General features: G+C 55.1%; 17 protein-coding genes. All 17 read right to left on the bottom strand.

All coding sequences use genetic code 11. The features are described 5' to 3' along the window. A partial coding sequence (locus ACVBEF_RS16795; RefSeq protein ID WP_447125075.1) for an ABC transporter ATP-binding protein occupies positions 1-493 on the bottom strand: 493 nt, incomplete at its 3' end. Next, entirely contained in the window at positions 490-1,254 is a 765-nt protein-coding gene (locus ACVBEF_RS16790; RefSeq protein ID WP_447125074.1) for an ABC transporter ATP-binding protein, read from the bottom strand. The genes ACVBEF_RS16795 and ACVBEF_RS16790, both read right to left, overlap by 4 nt. Further along, complete coding sequence (locus ACVBEF_RS16785; protein WP_447125073.1) at positions 1,248-2,237, bottom strand: branched-chain amino acid ABC transporter permease; 990 nt, start codon at positions 2,235-2,237, stop codon at positions 1,248-1,250. The genes ACVBEF_RS16790 and ACVBEF_RS16785 overlap by 7 nt, the downstream gene beginning before the upstream one ends. Further along, entirely contained in the window at positions 2,234-3,139 is a 906-nt protein-coding gene (locus tag ACVBEF_RS16780; RefSeq protein WP_447125072.1) for a branched-chain amino acid ABC transporter permease, read from the bottom strand. Before ACVBEF_RS16780 ends, ACVBEF_RS16785 begins: the two co-directional genes overlap by 4 nt. 208 nt (positions 3,140-3,347) lie before the next feature. Continuing rightward, a complete protein-coding gene (locus ACVBEF_RS16775) occupies positions 3,348-4,610 on the bottom strand; it encodes an ABC transporter substrate-binding protein (RefSeq protein ID WP_447125071.1) in 1,263 nt (420 codons plus the stop codon). A gap of 358 nt (positions 4,611-4,968) precedes the next feature. Then, positions 4,969-5,913: an alpha/beta hydrolase gene (locus tag ACVBEF_RS16770; protein ID WP_447125070.1), complete on the bottom strand. Its 945-nt coding sequence runs from the start codon at positions 5,911-5,913 to the stop codon at positions 4,969-4,971. Between the two features lie 30 nt (positions 5,914-5,943). Continuing rightward, positions 5,944-7,164, bottom strand: a complete 1,221-nt coding sequence (locus ACVBEF_RS16765) for a CaiB/BaiF CoA transferase family protein (RefSeq protein ID WP_447125069.1) — start codon at positions 7,162-7,164, stop codon at positions 5,944-5,946. Then, positions 7,164-8,039 carry a cyclase family protein gene (locus ACVBEF_RS16760; RefSeq protein ID WP_447125068.1) on the bottom strand — a complete coding sequence of 292 codons (876 nt, stop codon included), beginning with the start codon at positions 8,037-8,039 and terminating at the stop codon, positions 7,164-7,166. Before ACVBEF_RS16760 ends, ACVBEF_RS16765 begins: the two co-directional genes overlap by 1 nt. A gap of 23 nt (positions 8,040-8,062) precedes the next feature. Beyond that, positions 8,063-9,136 carry a flavin reductase gene (locus tag ACVBEF_RS16755; RefSeq protein WP_447125067.1) on the bottom strand — a complete coding sequence of 358 codons (1,074 nt, stop codon included), beginning with the start codon at positions 9,134-9,136 and terminating at the stop codon, positions 8,063-8,065. Next, positions 9,129-10,160, bottom strand: a complete 1,032-nt coding sequence (locus ACVBEF_RS16750; RefSeq protein ID WP_447125077.1) for a branched-chain amino acid ABC transporter permease — start codon at positions 10,158-10,160, stop codon at positions 9,129-9,131. The genes ACVBEF_RS16755 and ACVBEF_RS16750 overlap by 8 nt, the downstream gene beginning before the upstream one ends. A 17-nt stretch (positions 10,161-10,177) precedes the next feature. Continuing rightward, entirely contained in the window at positions 10,178-11,065 is an 888-nt protein-coding gene (locus ACVBEF_RS16745; protein ID WP_447125066.1) for a branched-chain amino acid ABC transporter permease, read from the bottom strand. After that, positions 11,066-11,791, bottom strand: a complete 726-nt coding sequence (locus ACVBEF_RS16740) for an ABC transporter ATP-binding protein (RefSeq protein ID WP_447125065.1) — start codon at positions 11,789-11,791, stop codon at positions 11,066-11,068. Further along, a complete protein-coding gene (locus tag ACVBEF_RS16735; RefSeq protein WP_447125064.1) occupies positions 11,784-12,542 on the bottom strand; it encodes an ABC transporter ATP-binding protein in 759 nt (252 codons plus the stop codon). The genes ACVBEF_RS16740 and ACVBEF_RS16735 overlap by 8 nt, the downstream gene beginning before the upstream one ends. Positions 12,543-12,550: 8 nt before the next feature. Then, positions 12,551-13,861 carry an NtaA/DmoA family FMN-dependent monooxygenase gene (locus ACVBEF_RS16730; RefSeq protein WP_447125063.1) on the bottom strand — a complete coding sequence of 437 codons (1,311 nt, stop codon included), beginning with the start codon at positions 13,859-13,861 and terminating at the stop codon, positions 12,551-12,553. Between the two features lie 35 nt (positions 13,862-13,896). Beyond that, positions 13,897-14,385, bottom strand: coding sequence for a 2,4'-dihydroxyacetophenone dioxygenase family protein (locus ACVBEF_RS16725; protein WP_447125062.1), 489 nt, complete (start codon positions 14,383-14,385; stop codon positions 13,897-13,899). 104 nt (positions 14,386-14,489) lie between these two features. Next, positions 14,490-15,719: an ABC transporter substrate-binding protein gene (locus ACVBEF_RS16720; protein ID WP_447125061.1), complete on the bottom strand. Its 1,230-nt coding sequence runs from the start codon at positions 15,717-15,719 to the stop codon at positions 14,490-14,492. 389 nt (positions 15,720-16,108) lie between these two features. Beyond that, positions 16,109-16,242 (bottom strand): DUF2891 family protein (locus ACVBEF_RS16715; protein WP_447125076.1); only part of this gene is annotated, 134 nt, incomplete at its 5' end.

Here is a 16,242-nt window from a genome sequence, read left to right as displayed (position 1 = left end):
TCTCCGACTCAGTAGTTCTATGCCGAGTACCACGGACAAGCACGAATCGATTTTGCTGCTCGCCGCCGGACAATTGCCCGGCCAGTCGATTGCGCAGCACTAGCAATAACGGAAAGGCCTGATACACGCGCTCTAGCGTCCAGTCGCGCCGACATGCGGGCGCCGGGCCCAACTTAGCAGCCAGCGTCAGATTGTCTTCAACAGAATGCTCTGGGAACACTTGCCGGTCTTCCGGCACAAAGCCCAGTCCGGCGCGCGCGATCCGATACGACGCCAAGCCATGCACCTCTTGCCCATGCAAATGAATGGTGCCGGCGGCGCTTGGGATGACGCCTGCGATAGCTTTCATGGTGGTTGATTTGCCAGCGCCATTACGGCCCAGCAAGGCCATGCACTGGCCGGTGCCTACTTCTAAATCGATACCGAACAACACCTGGCTGGCACCGTAAAAGGCGGTTAAACCGGCGACTGACAAACAGTGATTGGCGCTCATACGCTCACCTCGTCCATCTCGGTAAAACCGGTTCCCAGATACGCATCAATGACCGCCTGATTGTTGCGTATCTGATCCGGTGTGCCTTGCGCGAGCAAGGTGCCGTAATACAGCACCCGTATTATTTCGGCGCGGGCAAAGACGATGTCCATATCGTGTTCGATAAAAATGATGGTGATTTTTTCGCGCTGCCAGAGTGTGTGTATGCGCTCCATCATCAGCAAACGCTCTTCAGGTCCCATCCCTGCGGTTGGCTCATCAAGCAATAACAGGCGCGGTTTGAGTGCCAATGCCAGTCCGATATCGAGCAATTTTTGATCGCCATGTGGCAAATGACGCGCCAGTGTGTCGGCACGCGCTTCCAGACCCAGCATCGCCAGCAATTCTTCGGTACGCGCTAACGCGCGCGATGCCGAAAATGCGCTCAACATATTGCCCATCGTGCCGCGCTCTGCCAGCACTGCCGCTTGCAGCGATTGGGCCACTGTCAGCGTCGGGAAAATACTCGACACCTGAAATGCGCGTCCGATACCACGTTGCACAATCGCCTTGGCCGACAGTGCGGTAATGTCGTGTCCATCGAAAACGATGCTGCCGGAGTCCGCCTTGATCTTGCCGCTGATTAAATTAAATAACGTGGTCTTGCCAGCGCCATTGGGGCCGATAATCGCCGACAAACTACCGTCTGCAAATTGCGCCGAAAAATCATTGGTCGCCACAACACCACCAAAGGCCTTGGTCACACCGGTCATGGTCAGCATTGTGGGTCCGATTTATTCGCTGTACGGCGCACTGCACGTCCGGCATGAAAGCGCTCCACCATCAGGTCGAGCAAGCCTTTTTGCAAAAACACGACATACAGCAAAATGATGCCGCCCAATACCAGCCCATAGTATTTCGTGTGTTCAGTGACAAAATGATTGAGCAAGGTCAGCATGCCAGCGCCGACTAACGGCCCGAGGAAGGTATTCACCCCACCCAGCATGATCATGAAAATCGCCTCACCGGACATGGTCCAGTAACCAAAATTAGGATAGGCCGCACTGACGTACAAACTCATCAGCGCACCGGCAACACTGGCGAAAGCAGCGGCGATGACAAAGGCGGCCAGACGATAGGCGCGTACGTTCATCCCCAAAAAAGCCACCCGCGCAGCATTGTCGCGGATCATCCGCAACGCATAGCCGAAAGGCGATTTGGTGATATGCCAGAGCAAGCCTAGCGACACAATCACGACGCCGGTAATAAAGTAATAAACATGGTTTGCATTAGCCAGATCGATGCCCAGAAACGGTGGTTTGTTAAAACCGCCAGTCAATCCCTGATCGCCACCGGTCAAGCTGCCCCAGCTCAGAATCGTGCTGTAAAACATCATCTGAATGGCGAGCGTCAGAAAGGTGAAATAGATTTCTTTGGTATGGGTGCAGACCAGCCCGACCACCACCGCAATTAATACACTCCCCAACACCGCCAGCGCCAGTGCGGCAGGCACCGAATACGCGCCGGTTTGCATCAGCAAACCAAAGCCATACGCGCCGGAGGCATAAAACATGGCGTGACCGAAAGAGACCAGACCGGTGTAACCGATCAACAAATTCACCGCAGTGGCAAACAGACCGAATATCGCGATATGGATCACCAGATCGAGCACCATGCGCGAGGCGATCATCAGCGGCAACAACGCCAGCAACGCAAAAGCGATAACCACCCACAACCAGGTTGATTTCAACAGATGCTTATTCATGTCTGTGCACCCTTGCCGAACAAGCCGTCCGGCCGCAACACCAGCACCACCGCCATTAACGCAAACACCAGAATGTCGGTAAATAAGGGAAAGCCCACACTGCCGAAAGAACGCACAACGCCGATTAAAATAGCCGCCGCTAACGCCCCGCCGATAGAGCCCATGCCGCCTATGACGGTGACGATAAACGACTCGATCAGGATAGAAAATCCCATCCCCGGCACCAACGAGCGCACCGGTGCGGCCAGTCCACCGGCAAGTCCGGCCAAGCCCGCGCCGAGCGCAAACACGGCGGCGTACAACAGATTGGTATTGATGCCCAGTGCAGCCGTCATCGATGCGTTAGTTGCTGCGGCACGGACCTTGCTGCCGAGTGGGGTTTTGACGGTCAATATCCAGACCGCCAGGGCCACTACAAAACTCACTGCGATGAGGAAGATATAAAAGAACGGAATCGGTGCACCAGCCACCATCAACGGCGCTCTTGCAAACATGGGCGGCATATCCATAGACTGGAATTCCGCACCAAACAGCATTTGCACCACATCGTCGAGTACCAATATCCAGCCGTAACACATCAGTAATTGCATCAGAAAATTGGCCTGATACAGACGCCGGAAAAATACCCGTTCCAGCACCACGCCAACGACTGCGATCCCGGCCGAAGCCGCCAGCACGGCCAAGAAATAACTATCCGTTATCCGATAGATGTACCAGGCAAAATACGCACCCAGCATGTAGAGCGAGCCGTGTGTAAAGTTGACTACTTTCAAGACGCCGAAGATCAGCGTGAGGCCAGAGGCGACCAGAAATAACAGCATGCCAATAACTAAGGCATTGAAGCCTTGTGTCAACAGGCAAGACGCCGATGACACACAGGCTGATAACGCGGCAGTATCCACTTAAACTTCTCCGGCAACAGGACAATAAAAACGTCGACACACACCATACGAAAACACCGCCATCAAGCCCTAATGCTGTTCAGTTAATCTAATGAGCCGTTCGGGCTGAGTTGCCCTGGGCGTATCGAAGTCAGCGCTCATGCCGGTGAGTCTTCGATACGCTTCGCTACTCAGTCCGAACGGTTTCTTAACTGAACGGCATTAGCCATCAAGCCCAGCCGTTTTCCTTTTTCCACTGCAGCTCAAGCGGGGTGATCATGTCCCAGTCAGCCATTTTTGCGTTGTCGATATAGGGCGCATTATTGGTAATTTGACCCCAGCCAGTGGCGTAGTCCACCAGCGTCTGATCGACTGCACGCATAGTTAGCAAGCCTTTGGCACCGAACGGTGATTTGATCTGCATGCCGCGCAGTGCATCCGACATTTTTTTCGAGTCGACCGATTGGGTCTGACGCATCGCTTCGAACATAAAATTGATGCCAGAGGCGGCTTGCCACGACCAATTGGTCGGTGCGTCCTTGAATTTTTCTGTATAGGCTGTGGCCCACGCTTTGTTCTCTGCGGTGTTGGGAAAAGCACTCAGGTAACGGGTACCGGAATGAACCCGTTTGGGCATCGCTTTGACTTTTGAAATCGTGGTGAAATCGGCCAGCGCGACGGCAAATAGTTCGATCTCATTGAACAAGCCATACAAATTACCCTGATCGATAAATGACACCAGATCGCCGCCAATGAGGCAGGTGAACAACGCCTGCGGTTTGAGCTGCAGTATCTTGGTAATGAACTCGGTGTAATCCGGCTGCGACATTTTTGGCCATGCTTCACCGACGATTTGGGCAGACGGGCTGAAATGTTTCAGATAGCGGGTGAATAGCGCAGAGGTATCGCGGCCATACGCATAGTCGGGGCCGATGGTCATCCAGCGGGTGATATTGTTTTGCTTAGCTACGGCTGCGGCATATTGTCCGGCGACGATGGCATCTTGCGCACCTTGACGGGCCGAGCGGAAGGCATTGGGGATTTTTAGTTTGGGGTCTGCTGTAAGCGACGATATTTCAGGGCTGGCATGGATGCACAGGGTTCCGGTGCCGCGTACTACTTCTTGCACAGCAAAGGCACCGTTGGAGGCGTCGCAATCGAGGATGAAATCGCATTTATCGCTGTTGATGAGGTCGCGGGTTAAGCGGCTGGTTTCCTCTGGTTTGCCTTTGGAGTCGCGGATAATTAACTCAACGTGACGGCCATTGAAACCACCGGCGGCGTTGAAGGCATCGACTTCTAGCTGTGCGCCGTTGGTCGATGAAATGCCTAGTTGGGCTATGCGTCCTGACATAATTGTCGGGATGCCGATTTTGATGGTTTGGGCAGTTTGTGCGCGCAGGATAGCGGGGAAACCCAGGGTACTGCCGGCTATTCCTAACGCTGCCGTTGTTCGCAATATTTGACGTCGCTTGAGTGAAATGTTGATCATTGTCTCCACCTTATTTTTATGAAATGAATCGTTTTCAGGCCGTGTTGACATTTGAGTTCAAAAGAACCGTTCGTACTGAGTAGCCCGTAGGGCGTATCGAAGTAGATGCATGGCGCTTCTTCGATACGGCACTGCGTGCCTACTCAGTTCGAACGGGGGGTACGGATTCAAATATCAACACGCTCTGGTTTTCCTGATTTATTTTTTTGATACTTTTATTGGTTTGGTTCGTTGTTCGTTCTGTTGTTAGCTAACGTGGTGTGTGCTATGTGGATACTCCGTTGCTGCTTGTTGGACCGCCTCCGATAAACATCCACAGAGCACACACAGCACTCACAACCAACAACCAAAACCCAACTCACTCACCATGCAACCCATCCCGAATCGCAACCCCGACAAAATCCACCACCCGATTAGCAGCCCGAACAATCTTCCCCATCATCAACATCCCATGAATCTGATCACTCAGATGCAAAGCAGTCACCCGCACTCCTTCAGATTCAAGCCGATCAGCATAAGCACGGCCCTCATCACACAGCGGATCATTCGCCAGGGTCAACACCAGCGCCGCTGGCGCACCAGCAAGAGAAGCCACTTTCAGCGGCGAGGCACGCCAATCCAGTCGATCCGGCAGATGCGGCGTGTAATGCTCAATAAAGTAATGCATCGTCGCCGCTGACAAAGGCACACCGGCTGCTATCTCGCGTTGATATGACGCACTGCTGGCCGTCAAATCCACCACCGGGTATAACAACGCCTGATAGATAGTAGGCGGCGCACTGCCATCGCGTCCCATCAACGCCAACACCGCAGCCAGATTGCCACCCGCACTATCACCACCAACCCCGATACGCCCGGCTGCAATCGACAACTCCACAGCATTCTGCGCAACCCATTTCAACGCCGTCACAGAGTCATCGAGCGCCGCCGGAAACGGGTGCTCAGGCGCTAACCGATAATCCACCGCAACCAGACAAATCTGCGCCAGATTAGCCAGACGTCGACACAAGCGATCGTGACTCTCAAGGTCGCCAATAACCCAACCGCCACCGTGCAGATACACCAGACACGGCAAACTATCGCTGGCCTCGGTCGTGACACCACGATAGATGCGCAAGCGCAGCCCACCTGCGATCAGCACATCACGCACAGAAGCGACCTCTTCGGCCTCCACCTGCAACAGATTACGACTGAGCTTATAGGCGATACGTGCCTCCTCCGGGCGCAATGTTTGAAACGCAGGTTTACCAGCAGCGAGGCTCATTGCCAGCAACTGAGCGACGTCGGGGTCTAATGTCGGCATACGGTTACTCCATCAAAATGTCTTATAAAACTACAGAGGTTGCGGTGCGCAAACACCGCCGATGGCCAACATTTTTTGCGTACTGGCATCGTCATATTCACATTCACACAATATCTCCGCCCCATGCTCACCCAGTCCTGGCGGCAAGCGCGTCACGTCCGGCGGCGAGGCGCTCATGCCCAGCGGATTGCGCGCGATCAGCAATTCGCCTTCGGTCGGATGCGTCTGCACGCTCCAGAAATCGACACTCTTTAAATGCGGGTCTTCGCGCAAATCTTCGATGTCATTCACTGGTGAAAAAGGAATATCTTCCGGTGTGAGCAAACGCAACCATTCGGCATTGGTTTTGCGACCGATCTGGCGTTCGATCTCATCCCATACTTCACGGAAATGCACCTGACGCGAGGCAAACAATGTAAAGCGCGGATCGTCCATGATCTGCGGCTCGCCCGCCAACTCAAAGAAACGCCGCCAATGCGCGTCTGAATACGGTAGCAAAGACAAAAATCCATCCAGCGTGCGATACGGACGCCGCGCTGCCGCCACGACCGGGGCATAGCCCATATTCCCCACTGGCGGCTCAAAAATATGGCCCCATTGATGCTCGATCATGTTGAACGACGCCATGGTCTCAAACATCGGCACGTCAACTTGCTGCCCTTCACCGGTACGCATGCGATGCATGAGCGCAAGCACAATGGCGTAGGCTGCATGCACGCCACTGATCTTGTCGGCCACGATGGTCGGGATATAGCGCGGCTGACCGGCGACGACTTGCTGCAACATCGCCAGACCGGAGGCGGCCTGAATAATGTCGTCGTACGCCGGGCGACCACCGTACTCGCCTTCATCGCCATAACCGGTGACGTGGCAATACACCAGACTTGGATGGGTTTTAGCCAGCGTTGCGTAATCCAGACCCAGCCGGGCTGCGGCGGGCGTGCGCATGGAATGCAGCAGCACATCGGTTTTCGCCAGCAAACGATGCAGAATTTCACGTCCTTCAGGACGCTTCAAATCGACCACAATGCTGCGTTTGTTGCGGTTACTGGTGAGGAAAAATGCGCCCATTCGTGGTGAGCGACGCGGCCCAATTGAGCGTGTTAAATCGCCTTCGGGCGGCTCCAGCTTGATCACGTCTGCGCCCATGTCGCCGAGGTATTGCCCGGCTAATGGACCGAACACCATGGAGGCGATTTCCAGCACGCGGATACCATCGAGCGGGCCTTTCTTTTTGGTCGACTTTTCCATTACAGCACCGCCACAGGGGCAAGCGGGCTGCCGGTTGCGCCAACAATCGGCAACGCGCTGGCAACAAACAGAAATTCAAAACGCCCGCTGGCGACCAGCGGATCAAGCATCAAGCCTTCTAGCAACGGCACGCCGCAATCGCGGATTAACAATTGATGCACAGGGAACACGAAGCCGGTCGCAAAGGGCAACACTTCGACGGCAAAGTTATCGGCACCGACAACGGCGACGTCACAGTCAGCTAGCCAGCGTGCGGCCTCAACATCAATGCCGGGTTCGGTATTGAAGTCAACGTTCTTGATCCCTTTTTGGGATTCCAGCCAACCGGTGCGCAGCAAGACTGCATCACCCTGCTCCAGCTTGAGACCGGCCAACGCTGCCGCCGCCTCAAGATCAGCGCGGCTGACGACTTCGCCCGGCACCAGCACCCGGCCCTTGAGCCTGACCAGATCGAGCAATACGCCACGGGTCACAATCGGTGGCATTTTTTCTACACCCAATTTAGACGCGCCGGTCGTGCTGCGCACGGTGTCACCAGAAAATCCATTGAATAATTTATCGTCATACCAGGCGTGACACAGTGCATCGACGTGCGTACCGATATGCAGCGGCATGACGACCGAATCCTCAGCAAACTGAAAACCACCCGGTCGCCCTGCCCCAGCGGCGTAATCGCCGCCATCGCGGCCCATGAAATGTTGCAAGCCACAGCGATGCCCGGGCACTGGGGTCTTGGACGACAGCAATTGCGCCAGTCGCAATACTTCGCCGGTTTGCACCAACGCAGTGGCGCGACGGACCTGATCGGGGCCGATAAAATTCAAGGCACCGCGTTCATCGTCGTCGCCCCAGCGTTTCCAGTTATGTTCAATCATTGTGTTTTCTCTTAAATGTATACTTAGGCGGCCCGATAACCGAGTCGCACTGACAACCGCCGCGCCGCATCGATCAAACGCGCGACAGCCGGATCATCCTCCGTAAAGCTGCTCGCTGCACCCATCATCGTCAGCGCCAGCACAATTGCGCCGGAGGCGTCGAACACTGGCGCACTCACCGCATTGACGCCCAGATCATTGATATCGGTCATGATTGCCTCGTTAATCGCTCCCAAACCGCGTTCGCGCACCAGCGCCAGATGTACCTCGACTGCTTCACGGGTACCAAACTGGGCATCAGGAATATGTTGTACGGCAGCGATTTCGGCCTCCAGATAACGGGCTGTTAATTGCGGCGATGAATACGCGGCGAACACCTTGCCGGTAGCCGACCCCAGCAGCGGCAACACCATCCCGCAGCGCAAGCGCACATCCAAAGGCTGGCGCGCTTCCACCCACCAGATCAGGGTCGGGCCTTGATTACCCCAGACGCCCAGACCAACGGTTTTATCGGTTTCACGATTCAATTCTTCCAGACAGGGCCGCGCCAGTTGGACGGCGTTTAAGGTTGCGACATTGCCAGAACCAAGATCGGCGTTCGGCGCATGCGGATGGACCACCATGTATTTGCCAGCGCCAAACGCCAGCGGTTTGCGCGAACTGCCCAAAATCCGCTCGACGCGCCCGAGAAACAGCAAATGGTCGCCACCCGGATAGGCCGCCTCGGTACTGCATTCCAGATACGCCGCGCAACCATCGATCAACGGCAAGCCATCGATCCCGGGCGTGATCGCAATGCCTTCGAACCGGTCCGGACCTGATTTGGCGAAGCGGTTGGAAATATCGACCTGCTCCTCCGACAAAATATTGACCACAAAGCGCTTTGCCTTGCTATACACCGGAAAACTGGTCGCATTGGTACGCACGCTCCAGACGATGAGCGGCGGATCGAGCGAGACGGAATTGAATGAATTAACGGTCATGCCGATCGGCGCACCCTCTGCATCGAGCGCGGTAATCACCGTCACACCGGTGACAAACGCACCGAGGCAGCGGCGTAATTCGATCGGATCAATGACTGGGAAGGGATTATTCATGCGTACTCAAATCTTTCAGGGGAGTTATCGTTTCTGGTTGGGCGCGACGAAAGCTGGCGGCAACGATGGGCGTACCCGGCATCAACGCCGGACCGGAAATAAGCAAACGGTCAGCAAACCAGCCGCACAAACCGCGCCGAAAAGTCATCACGCAGATAATAAAAATCGCGCCCTCTATCATCGTGACCCACGAGCCGAAACCGGCCAGATAAGTACTGATCACAGTGAGCACAAACGCGCCAATGATCGGACCGAACAGCGTACCGACGCCACCCACTAGCGTCATCAAAATCACATCGCCCGAGACCGACCAGTTGACGTCGTTCAAGGTCGCCAGCTGAAACACCAGCGTCTTGGTAGCGCCTGCCAGACCGGCCAGTCCCGCCGACAACACAAACACCAGCAGCTTGACGCGCTCCACCCGATACCCGAGCGAAATCGCCCGTGGTTCGTTCTCGCGGATGGCTTTCAATACTTGACCAAAGGGCGAATGCACAGCGCGATAAATCAGTCCAAAGCCGCACAGACAAATCGCCAGTACGGTGTAATACATCGCCAAAGGTTGATTGAGGTCGATGAAACCAAACAAGTGACCGCGTGGAATCGCCTGAATGCCATCCTCGCCACCGCTAAAGCGATCGGCTTGCAGATAAAAGAAATACAGCATCTGCGCCAACGCCAGCGTCACCATCGCAAAATAAATCCCCTGACGACGGATCGCCAGCCAGCCGAACAGCAACCCCAGCGCGGTCGCCGCCAGCGTGCCGGTCATGATGCCGACCTCGGGCGTGATGCCCCAATATTTCATCGTATAACCGGTCACATAGGCAGCCGTGCCAAAGAATGATGCATGCCCGAATGAAAGCAAGCCGCCGTACCCGAATAGCAAATTAAAGGCCGCCGCCAGCAACGCAAAACACAACGCTTTCATGATAAAGATCGGGTACAGGCCGATGAAAGGTGCGGCCAGTCCGATCAACAGCAATAAGCCGATGCCGCTATGCCGTGCGTTGTCGGACGCCATCCATACTTTGAATGTGTTCATGCCGTCCTCCCGAACAAACCGGCAGGCTTCACCAGCAATACCAGCGCCATGATGACAAAGATCACCGTGCTCGATGCTTGCGGATAAAACACCTTGGTCAATCCCTCGGCCAGACCGAGCGCGAAGCCGCTGAAAATCGCACCACCGATAGAGCCCATGCCGCCAATGACGACCACCGCAAAGACCACAATAATCGTGCTCGATCCCATCGCCGGGCTGACCTGATAAATCGGCGCAGCCAAGACACCGCCCAAGGCGGCTAATGCCACCCCAAAGCCATAGGTCAGCATCATCATGCGTGGCACCTTCACGCCAAAAGCTTGCACCAGCGTCGGATTTTCAGTGGCGGCGCGCAAGTACGAACCGAGCTTGGTTTTTTCAATCACCAACCAGGTTGCCATGCAGGTCACCAAGGAAAAGACAAACACCCAGGCGCGATAGGTCGGCAAATACATAAAGCCCAGTTGATGCCCGCCCTGCAACAGCGCCGGGGTCCCATACGGCAACCCGGCTGCGCCAAATAATTGACGGAACGCGCCTTCGATCAGCAGCGCTGCACCAAAGGTCAGCAGCAAACCGTAGACGTGATCGAGCTGCTGAATATGACGCAACAAATAGCGTTCGATCAGCATCCCGGTGGCGCCCACGATCAGCGGCGTTAAGACCAGCGCCATCCAGTAATTGAGTCCCAGAAAATGGAGCAGCAGCCAGGCGCAAAACGCGCCCATCATGTATTGCGCACCGTGGGCGAAATTAATAATATTGAGCAAGCCGAAAATGACCGCCAGACCAAGACTGAGCATGGCGTAGAAAGCCCCATTGATTGCGCCGATCATCAATTGCCCGGAAAGCGCCTGAATTGAAATGCCAAAAAAGTCAGTCATTTATATACTTAGGTAATGGTGAATATTGGTCACCGTAGCCGGATCGGCGACATCGACGGCGGCAATCTGATCAACCACGCGACCATCTTCGATGACATAAAAACGCTCCGACACGCTAGCGGCAAAATGGAAGTTTTGCTCAACCAACACGATGGTGTAGCCACGCTGTTTGAGGACGCCGATGGCATGGCCGATTTGTTCAATGATGACCGGGGCCAGACCTTCGGTCGGCTCATCGAGCAACAGCAAATCTGCACCGGTGCGCAAGATACGCGCAATGGCCAGCATTTGCTGCTCGCCGCCGGACAACTTGGTGCCCGGGCTGGCGCTACGCTCGGCCAGATTCGGAAACAATTGATGGATTTCGGCCAGCGTCATGCCGCCCGGTTTGATGATGGGTGGCAGCATCAGATTTTCATGCACGCTTAACCCGGCAAAGATGCCGCGCTCTTCCGGGCAATAACCGATACCTAGTCGGGCAATCTGGTCCGGCGAGGCGGTAATCAATTGGTTGCCGCAAAAACTGATAGACCCTTGACGCTTCTGCATCAAGCCCATGATGGCGCGTAGCGTGCTGGTTTTGCCTGCGCCGTTGCGGCCCAGCAGGGTCACCGTTTCGCCCCGTCCGACAGTGAGTGCGATGCCGTGCAAGGCTTGCGATTCGCCATACCAGGCGTGCAGGTCATCGATGACGAGTAAATCTTGTGGAGCGTGAGAATTAAGCATGGGCCGACCCCATGTAAGCGCTGCGGACTTGCGGGTTCTCAGCCACCACTGCATACGGCCCTTCGGCCAAAATCTTGCCGCGTGCCAGCACCGTGATGGTGTCCGACAAATCGGCGACGACCTTCAGGTTATGTTCCACCATCAACACCGTGCGACCAACCGCCACCTTGCGAATCAGGCTGGCAATGCGTGCGATATCTTCATGCCCAAGCCCGGCCATCGGCTCATCGAGCAGCATCACTTCCGGGTCCAGCGCCAGCGTCGTTGCCAGCTCCAGCGCCCGCTTGCGCCCGTAGGACAAATCGGCTGCACGCCAGTCGCGCCAGCGCATCAAGCCCACCGCTTCTAACAATTCATCGGCGCGCGCGTAGAGTGTGGTGAGGGTGTTGTCCGAGCGCCAAAAATGGTAACTCAGCTGCAACGGACGCTGGAGCGCGATGCGCACATTGTCGCGCACACTGAGCGCTGGAAAAGTCGAAGAAATCTGAAACGAACGCACCATCCCTCCTTGCGCCACCAGCGCCGGGTCACGCCGCGTAATGTCTTCGCCTTTGAAAAAAATCTGGCCCGCACTGGCTGGTAAAAACCGTGTCAGCAAGTTAAAGACCGTCGATTTTCCCGCGCCGTTGGGGCCGATGAGCGCATGGATGGAACCCTTGCGCACCTGCAGATCGATTCCGCCGACGGCGACAAAACCACGAAAATCTTTGGTCAGGCCGCGTGTTTCGATAATGGTATCGGTCACTGTCATCACCGAGTTCAGTCAGCCATCAGGTTGTCGCGAAAGCTCTCGCCCTCGTATTCGGTACGAAAGACGCCACGGCGCTGCAAGATCGGCACCACCTGATCGACAAAATCTTCTACGCTATCGGGATTAGTAGTCGGGCTGAGGTTGAAGCCATAACAACCGGTTTCGCGCCAGGTCCGTTCCATTTCATCGGCGACTTGTTCCGGCGTGCCGATGATTTGCGGAATCGCAACAGACAACGCCCAGGTTGTTGCCGCCTGACGTAAGGTGACGGCCTTGCCGTCGGCACCGGTCACGGTCGCGGCCATCAAACCGCGAGAGGCTTGGGTTTCCATTTCAGCTAACGGACGATCCGGGTCGAGCGTGCTCAAATCGACACCAAAGACGCCTGACAAACGCGCCAAAATCGCATCCAGCGGAATCCGCTCGGCCAACTCTTCGGCTCGTTGACGGGCTTCAAGTTCGGTACTACGCACGATAGGTTGCAAGCCGAACAGCACTTTGCATTCTTTATTTTTACCGTGCACTTCGGCTGCTGCGCTTAATTGCAGCATGCTTTTTTTCATCCCGGCGACGTGCGATTGAATCGCAAAAATCACTTCAGCATGTTCCATCGCAAACTGCAAACCGCGTCCGGAGGAACCGGCCTGAAACAGCAATGGGCGACCGTAGGGCGATGGCAGCGTTGGTGCGACCGCCTTGCAATTCAAAAAGCGCCCCTGATAATCGACCACATCGATTTGTTCAGGATCAGCAAATTTACCGCTAACAGGGTTTTGCAACACCGCTGCGGGAGGAACCGAGTTCCACAAGCGGTAGCAGATTTCCATAAATTCGTCGGCGTGATCATAGCGCTCGTCATGACCGAGTGCGCCCAGACCGTTGGCCTGATGCTCGGCGGCACTAAAGCCGGAAACGATGTTCCAGCCGACGCGGCCCTTGCTCAAATAATTCAGGGTAGAAATGCGACGCGTGGCCAGATACGGCGTGGTGCCGGTAGTCGATAGCGTGACACCGATACCAAGATGTTTAGTGGCCGCAGCCATCACCGCCACCAACGGCATCGGATCGTGATTGGGCCAGGATGCGCCGTATTCGACCGACGGTTTGACACTGCTTTTATACACCGCATGGGTGGCCGGGCTATCTGCAAAAAACACACCATCAAAGCAACCACGCTCCAGCGTACGCGCTATATTTTGCCAATACGCAAAATCCTGCAAGCCGTCGAGCTGACCATCTTTGGGGTCTGCCCAACTCAGTAAAGTATGGGTGCTGGCGCTATGGATAAGCATCTGCATGAGGTGCATTTTTGTAGACATTGGGCGTTCCTTAGAGCAATAGATAAAATCAGGACTTAACGAATCAGTGATTGAACGTAGTCATCGCCCAAACCGACTTCGCGGCAATATTTGGCATAACGATCAAGGCGCAAAAACACATCGTCGTAATCGGTGACATTACCCGCTTCGTCGAGATACATGAGCGGACCATGGACGTGAAACAGCGCCGTCATCTTGCCCGCCTCGGGATCGATATACAGCGTGTGGATATGGCCCGGCGGCTCGTAGACAAAACTGCCAGCGCGTGAAACCCAATCGTATTCGCGATACCCCCAGGCCCCATCCATGGTCCAGCCGGTGACCGGCGACGCATGCCGATGGCGCTGGATCGTGCCTTGTCCTTCTGCCTTCAAAATACTGATCCAGCCACCGTTGGAGACATCAAACAGGATCGGGCGCACTTTGCCCAATTTTCCTAATGGATACCATTTATTATCGTCAACCATGACATCAGGCGAAAACATCTCCGGACGGGTAAATGGTGACTCTGCAATATTGATCATTCGATTTTTCCTTGGTGAGCACTTATGCAAAATTGTGCCAGTGCGAACGTACGGCCAGGCGGGCTTAACGCCGCTGGAGCGGTTTTTCGTCAGTACTATTAGTCTTAGACACTTCCTGGTTTCACAAGCGAACAACCGCCTGCCGACATCGGTCGCCAAGCCTGATCCGGACCGAGCTTGCGTTTGATCTTGTACAAATCCCACTCACCTTTGCTCTCTTCAGGCGACTTGACTTCAAACAAATACACATCGCTGACCACCCGGCCATCTTCGCGGATACGGGCGTTAGTTAATACGTCATCGCTGATCGGTAGTTGCTTCATCCGCGCCACCACCACACGTCCGGAGCGCTTAGCTTCGGCCGCACCGACATCGGCCACCGCCTTGAGATAATGCGTGACTGCCGAATACGCGCCAGCCTGTCCCATGTTCGGTGGAACGCCTTTGGTGTTGGGTGTGATGCGTTTAGAAAACGCACGTGACTTGTCGCTCAAATCCCAATAGAACGACTCGGTCAGGACCAGACCTTTGGTCACCGGCAAGCCAAGCGCTTTAATGTCCTGCAAATAAATGATCAGCGCCGCCATCCGTTGTCCACCCTGAGTCAGACCGAACTCATTGGCTTGCTTGAGGCAGTTCAGCAAATCGTTACCGGCCAGCGCCAGCGCCACAACTTTGGCTCCGGAAGACTGCGCTTGGAGCAAGGCAGAAGCGAAATCGGTCGTCCCGACCGGCACGGCAACTTCGCCCACGACCTTGCCGCCCTTGGCTAACACGACAGCAGCAGTATCGTCGCGCAGCGCTTTGCCGAACACATAGTCAGCACGAATAAAAAACCAACTTTCTCCAGCGCCTTTTTCGATCATGCCGTTACCCATACTGGTAGCCAGCATGGCGGTGTCGAAGGTCCAGTGGGTCATATTAGGGGTGCAGGCTTTGCCACTGAGCGAGGCCGATCCGACGTTATTAGCCAGCATCACCTTGTCGCGCTCGCGCACCAGATCGTTGACGGCCAGCGCAATTGCCGAGTTATTGAATTCCATCAACACATCGACGCCGGAATCGAGCCATTGGCGCGCAATGGCGGCACCTACGTCGGGCTTATTCTGGTGGTCGGCGGTGATGATTTCAACGTTCAAGCCACGGCTGGCAGCCATTTCAGCAACGGCCTGACGTGCGCAGGCAATCGACCCTATTCCGCCGAGGTAGCTATACGGGCCGGATGCATCTTGCAGCATGCCGATGCGGATGAGGGGTTTAGGTTGTGCTCTGACGATCATTGGCGCTAAGGCCAGTGCTGATATTCCAGCTATGACGGTACGACGATTTACCATTTTTTGATCTCCGTTGGGTGATTGGGCTGTTTGCAGTCGTGTTTATGGGACTGGATTCAGAACAATAAATACTTAATAGTATTTTTTATATACTGGATAGTATAGTAAATTTTCTACTCGCGGAAAACATTTGTGTGTTGTTTTATGTGGTGGGGTGGATGTCGTTATTTGGCACGGGGAAGGGTTGTGTTTTGTTGGGGCTGGTTTGGTTTGATTCGGTTCGGTTCGGTTTGGTTCGGTTTGGTTCGGTTTGGTTCGGTTTGGTTCGGTTAGTTGTAATTGACATTGGTTGTGCTCCGTGGAGGCTAGTCGGGGGAAGGGGCGGCCCGGCAAGCACCCACCGAGCAACAACCGCTCCAAATACAGACGACCGATCCGAATCAAACTCCTCAAGCCTCCAACGCCAACAAAGCAAACGTCCCCAACCAATGTTCCCCCATATAATCCCCAACAACAAACGCAATAGCACTCTCAAAGTGCATATCAGCAGCAGCAAACAACACCCCCACCCGAGCATCCCCAA

The organism is Glaciimonas sp. GG7, from assembly GCF_052976905.1.
Note: the sequence above shows the minus strand (reverse complement) of the source record. Positions and strands in the feature narration are given on the sequence as shown.

Coding starts and splice junctions, on each gene's coding strand:
- ACVBEF_RS16790 (WP_447125074.1), bottom strand. CDS start 1,254: ATGCTGACCATGACCGGTGTGACCAAGGCCTTTGGTGGTGTTGTGGCG.
- ACVBEF_RS16785 (WP_447125073.1), bottom strand. CDS start 2,237: ATGAATAAGCATCTGTTGAAATCAACCTGGTTGTGGGTGGTTATCGCT.
- ACVBEF_RS16775 (WP_447125071.1), bottom strand. CDS start 4,610: ATGATCAACATTTCACTCAAGCGACGTCAAATATTGCGAACAACGGCA.
- ACVBEF_RS16770 (WP_447125070.1), bottom strand. CDS start 5,913: ATGCCGACATTAGACCCCGACGTCGCTCAGTTGCTGGCAATGAGCCTC.
- ACVBEF_RS16765 (WP_447125069.1), bottom strand. CDS start 7,164: ATGGAAAAGTCGACCAAAAAGAAAGGCCCGCTCGATGGTATCCGCGTG.
- ACVBEF_RS16760 (WP_447125068.1), bottom strand. CDS start 8,039: ATGATTGAACATAACTGGAAACGCTGGGGCGACGACGATGAACGCGGT.
- ACVBEF_RS16755 (WP_447125067.1), bottom strand. CDS start 9,136: ATGAATAATCCCTTCCCAGTCATTGATCCGATCGAATTACGCCGCTGC.
- ACVBEF_RS16750 (WP_447125077.1), bottom strand. CDS start 10,160: ATGGCGTCCGACAACGCACGGCATAGCGGCATCGGCTTATTGCTGTTG.
- ACVBEF_RS16745 (WP_447125066.1), bottom strand. CDS start 11,065: ATGACTGACTTTTTTGGCATTTCAATTCAGGCGCTTTCCGGGCAATTG.
- ACVBEF_RS16740 (WP_447125065.1), bottom strand. CDS start 11,791: ATGCTTAATTCTCACGCTCCACAAGATTTACTCGTCATCGATGACCTG.
- ACVBEF_RS16735 (WP_447125064.1), bottom strand. CDS start 12,542: ATGACAGTGACCGATACCATTATCGAAACACGCGGCCTGACCAAAGAT.
- ACVBEF_RS16730 (WP_447125063.1), bottom strand. CDS start 13,861: ATGTCTACAAAAATGCACCTCATGCAGATGCTTATCCATAGCGCCAGC.
- ACVBEF_RS16725 (WP_447125062.1), bottom strand. CDS start 14,385: ATGATCAATATTGCAGAGTCACCATTTACCCGTCCGGAGATGTTTTCG.
- ACVBEF_RS16720 (WP_447125061.1), bottom strand. CDS start 15,719: ATGGTAAATCGTCGTACCGTCATAGCTGGAATATCAGCACTGGCCTTA.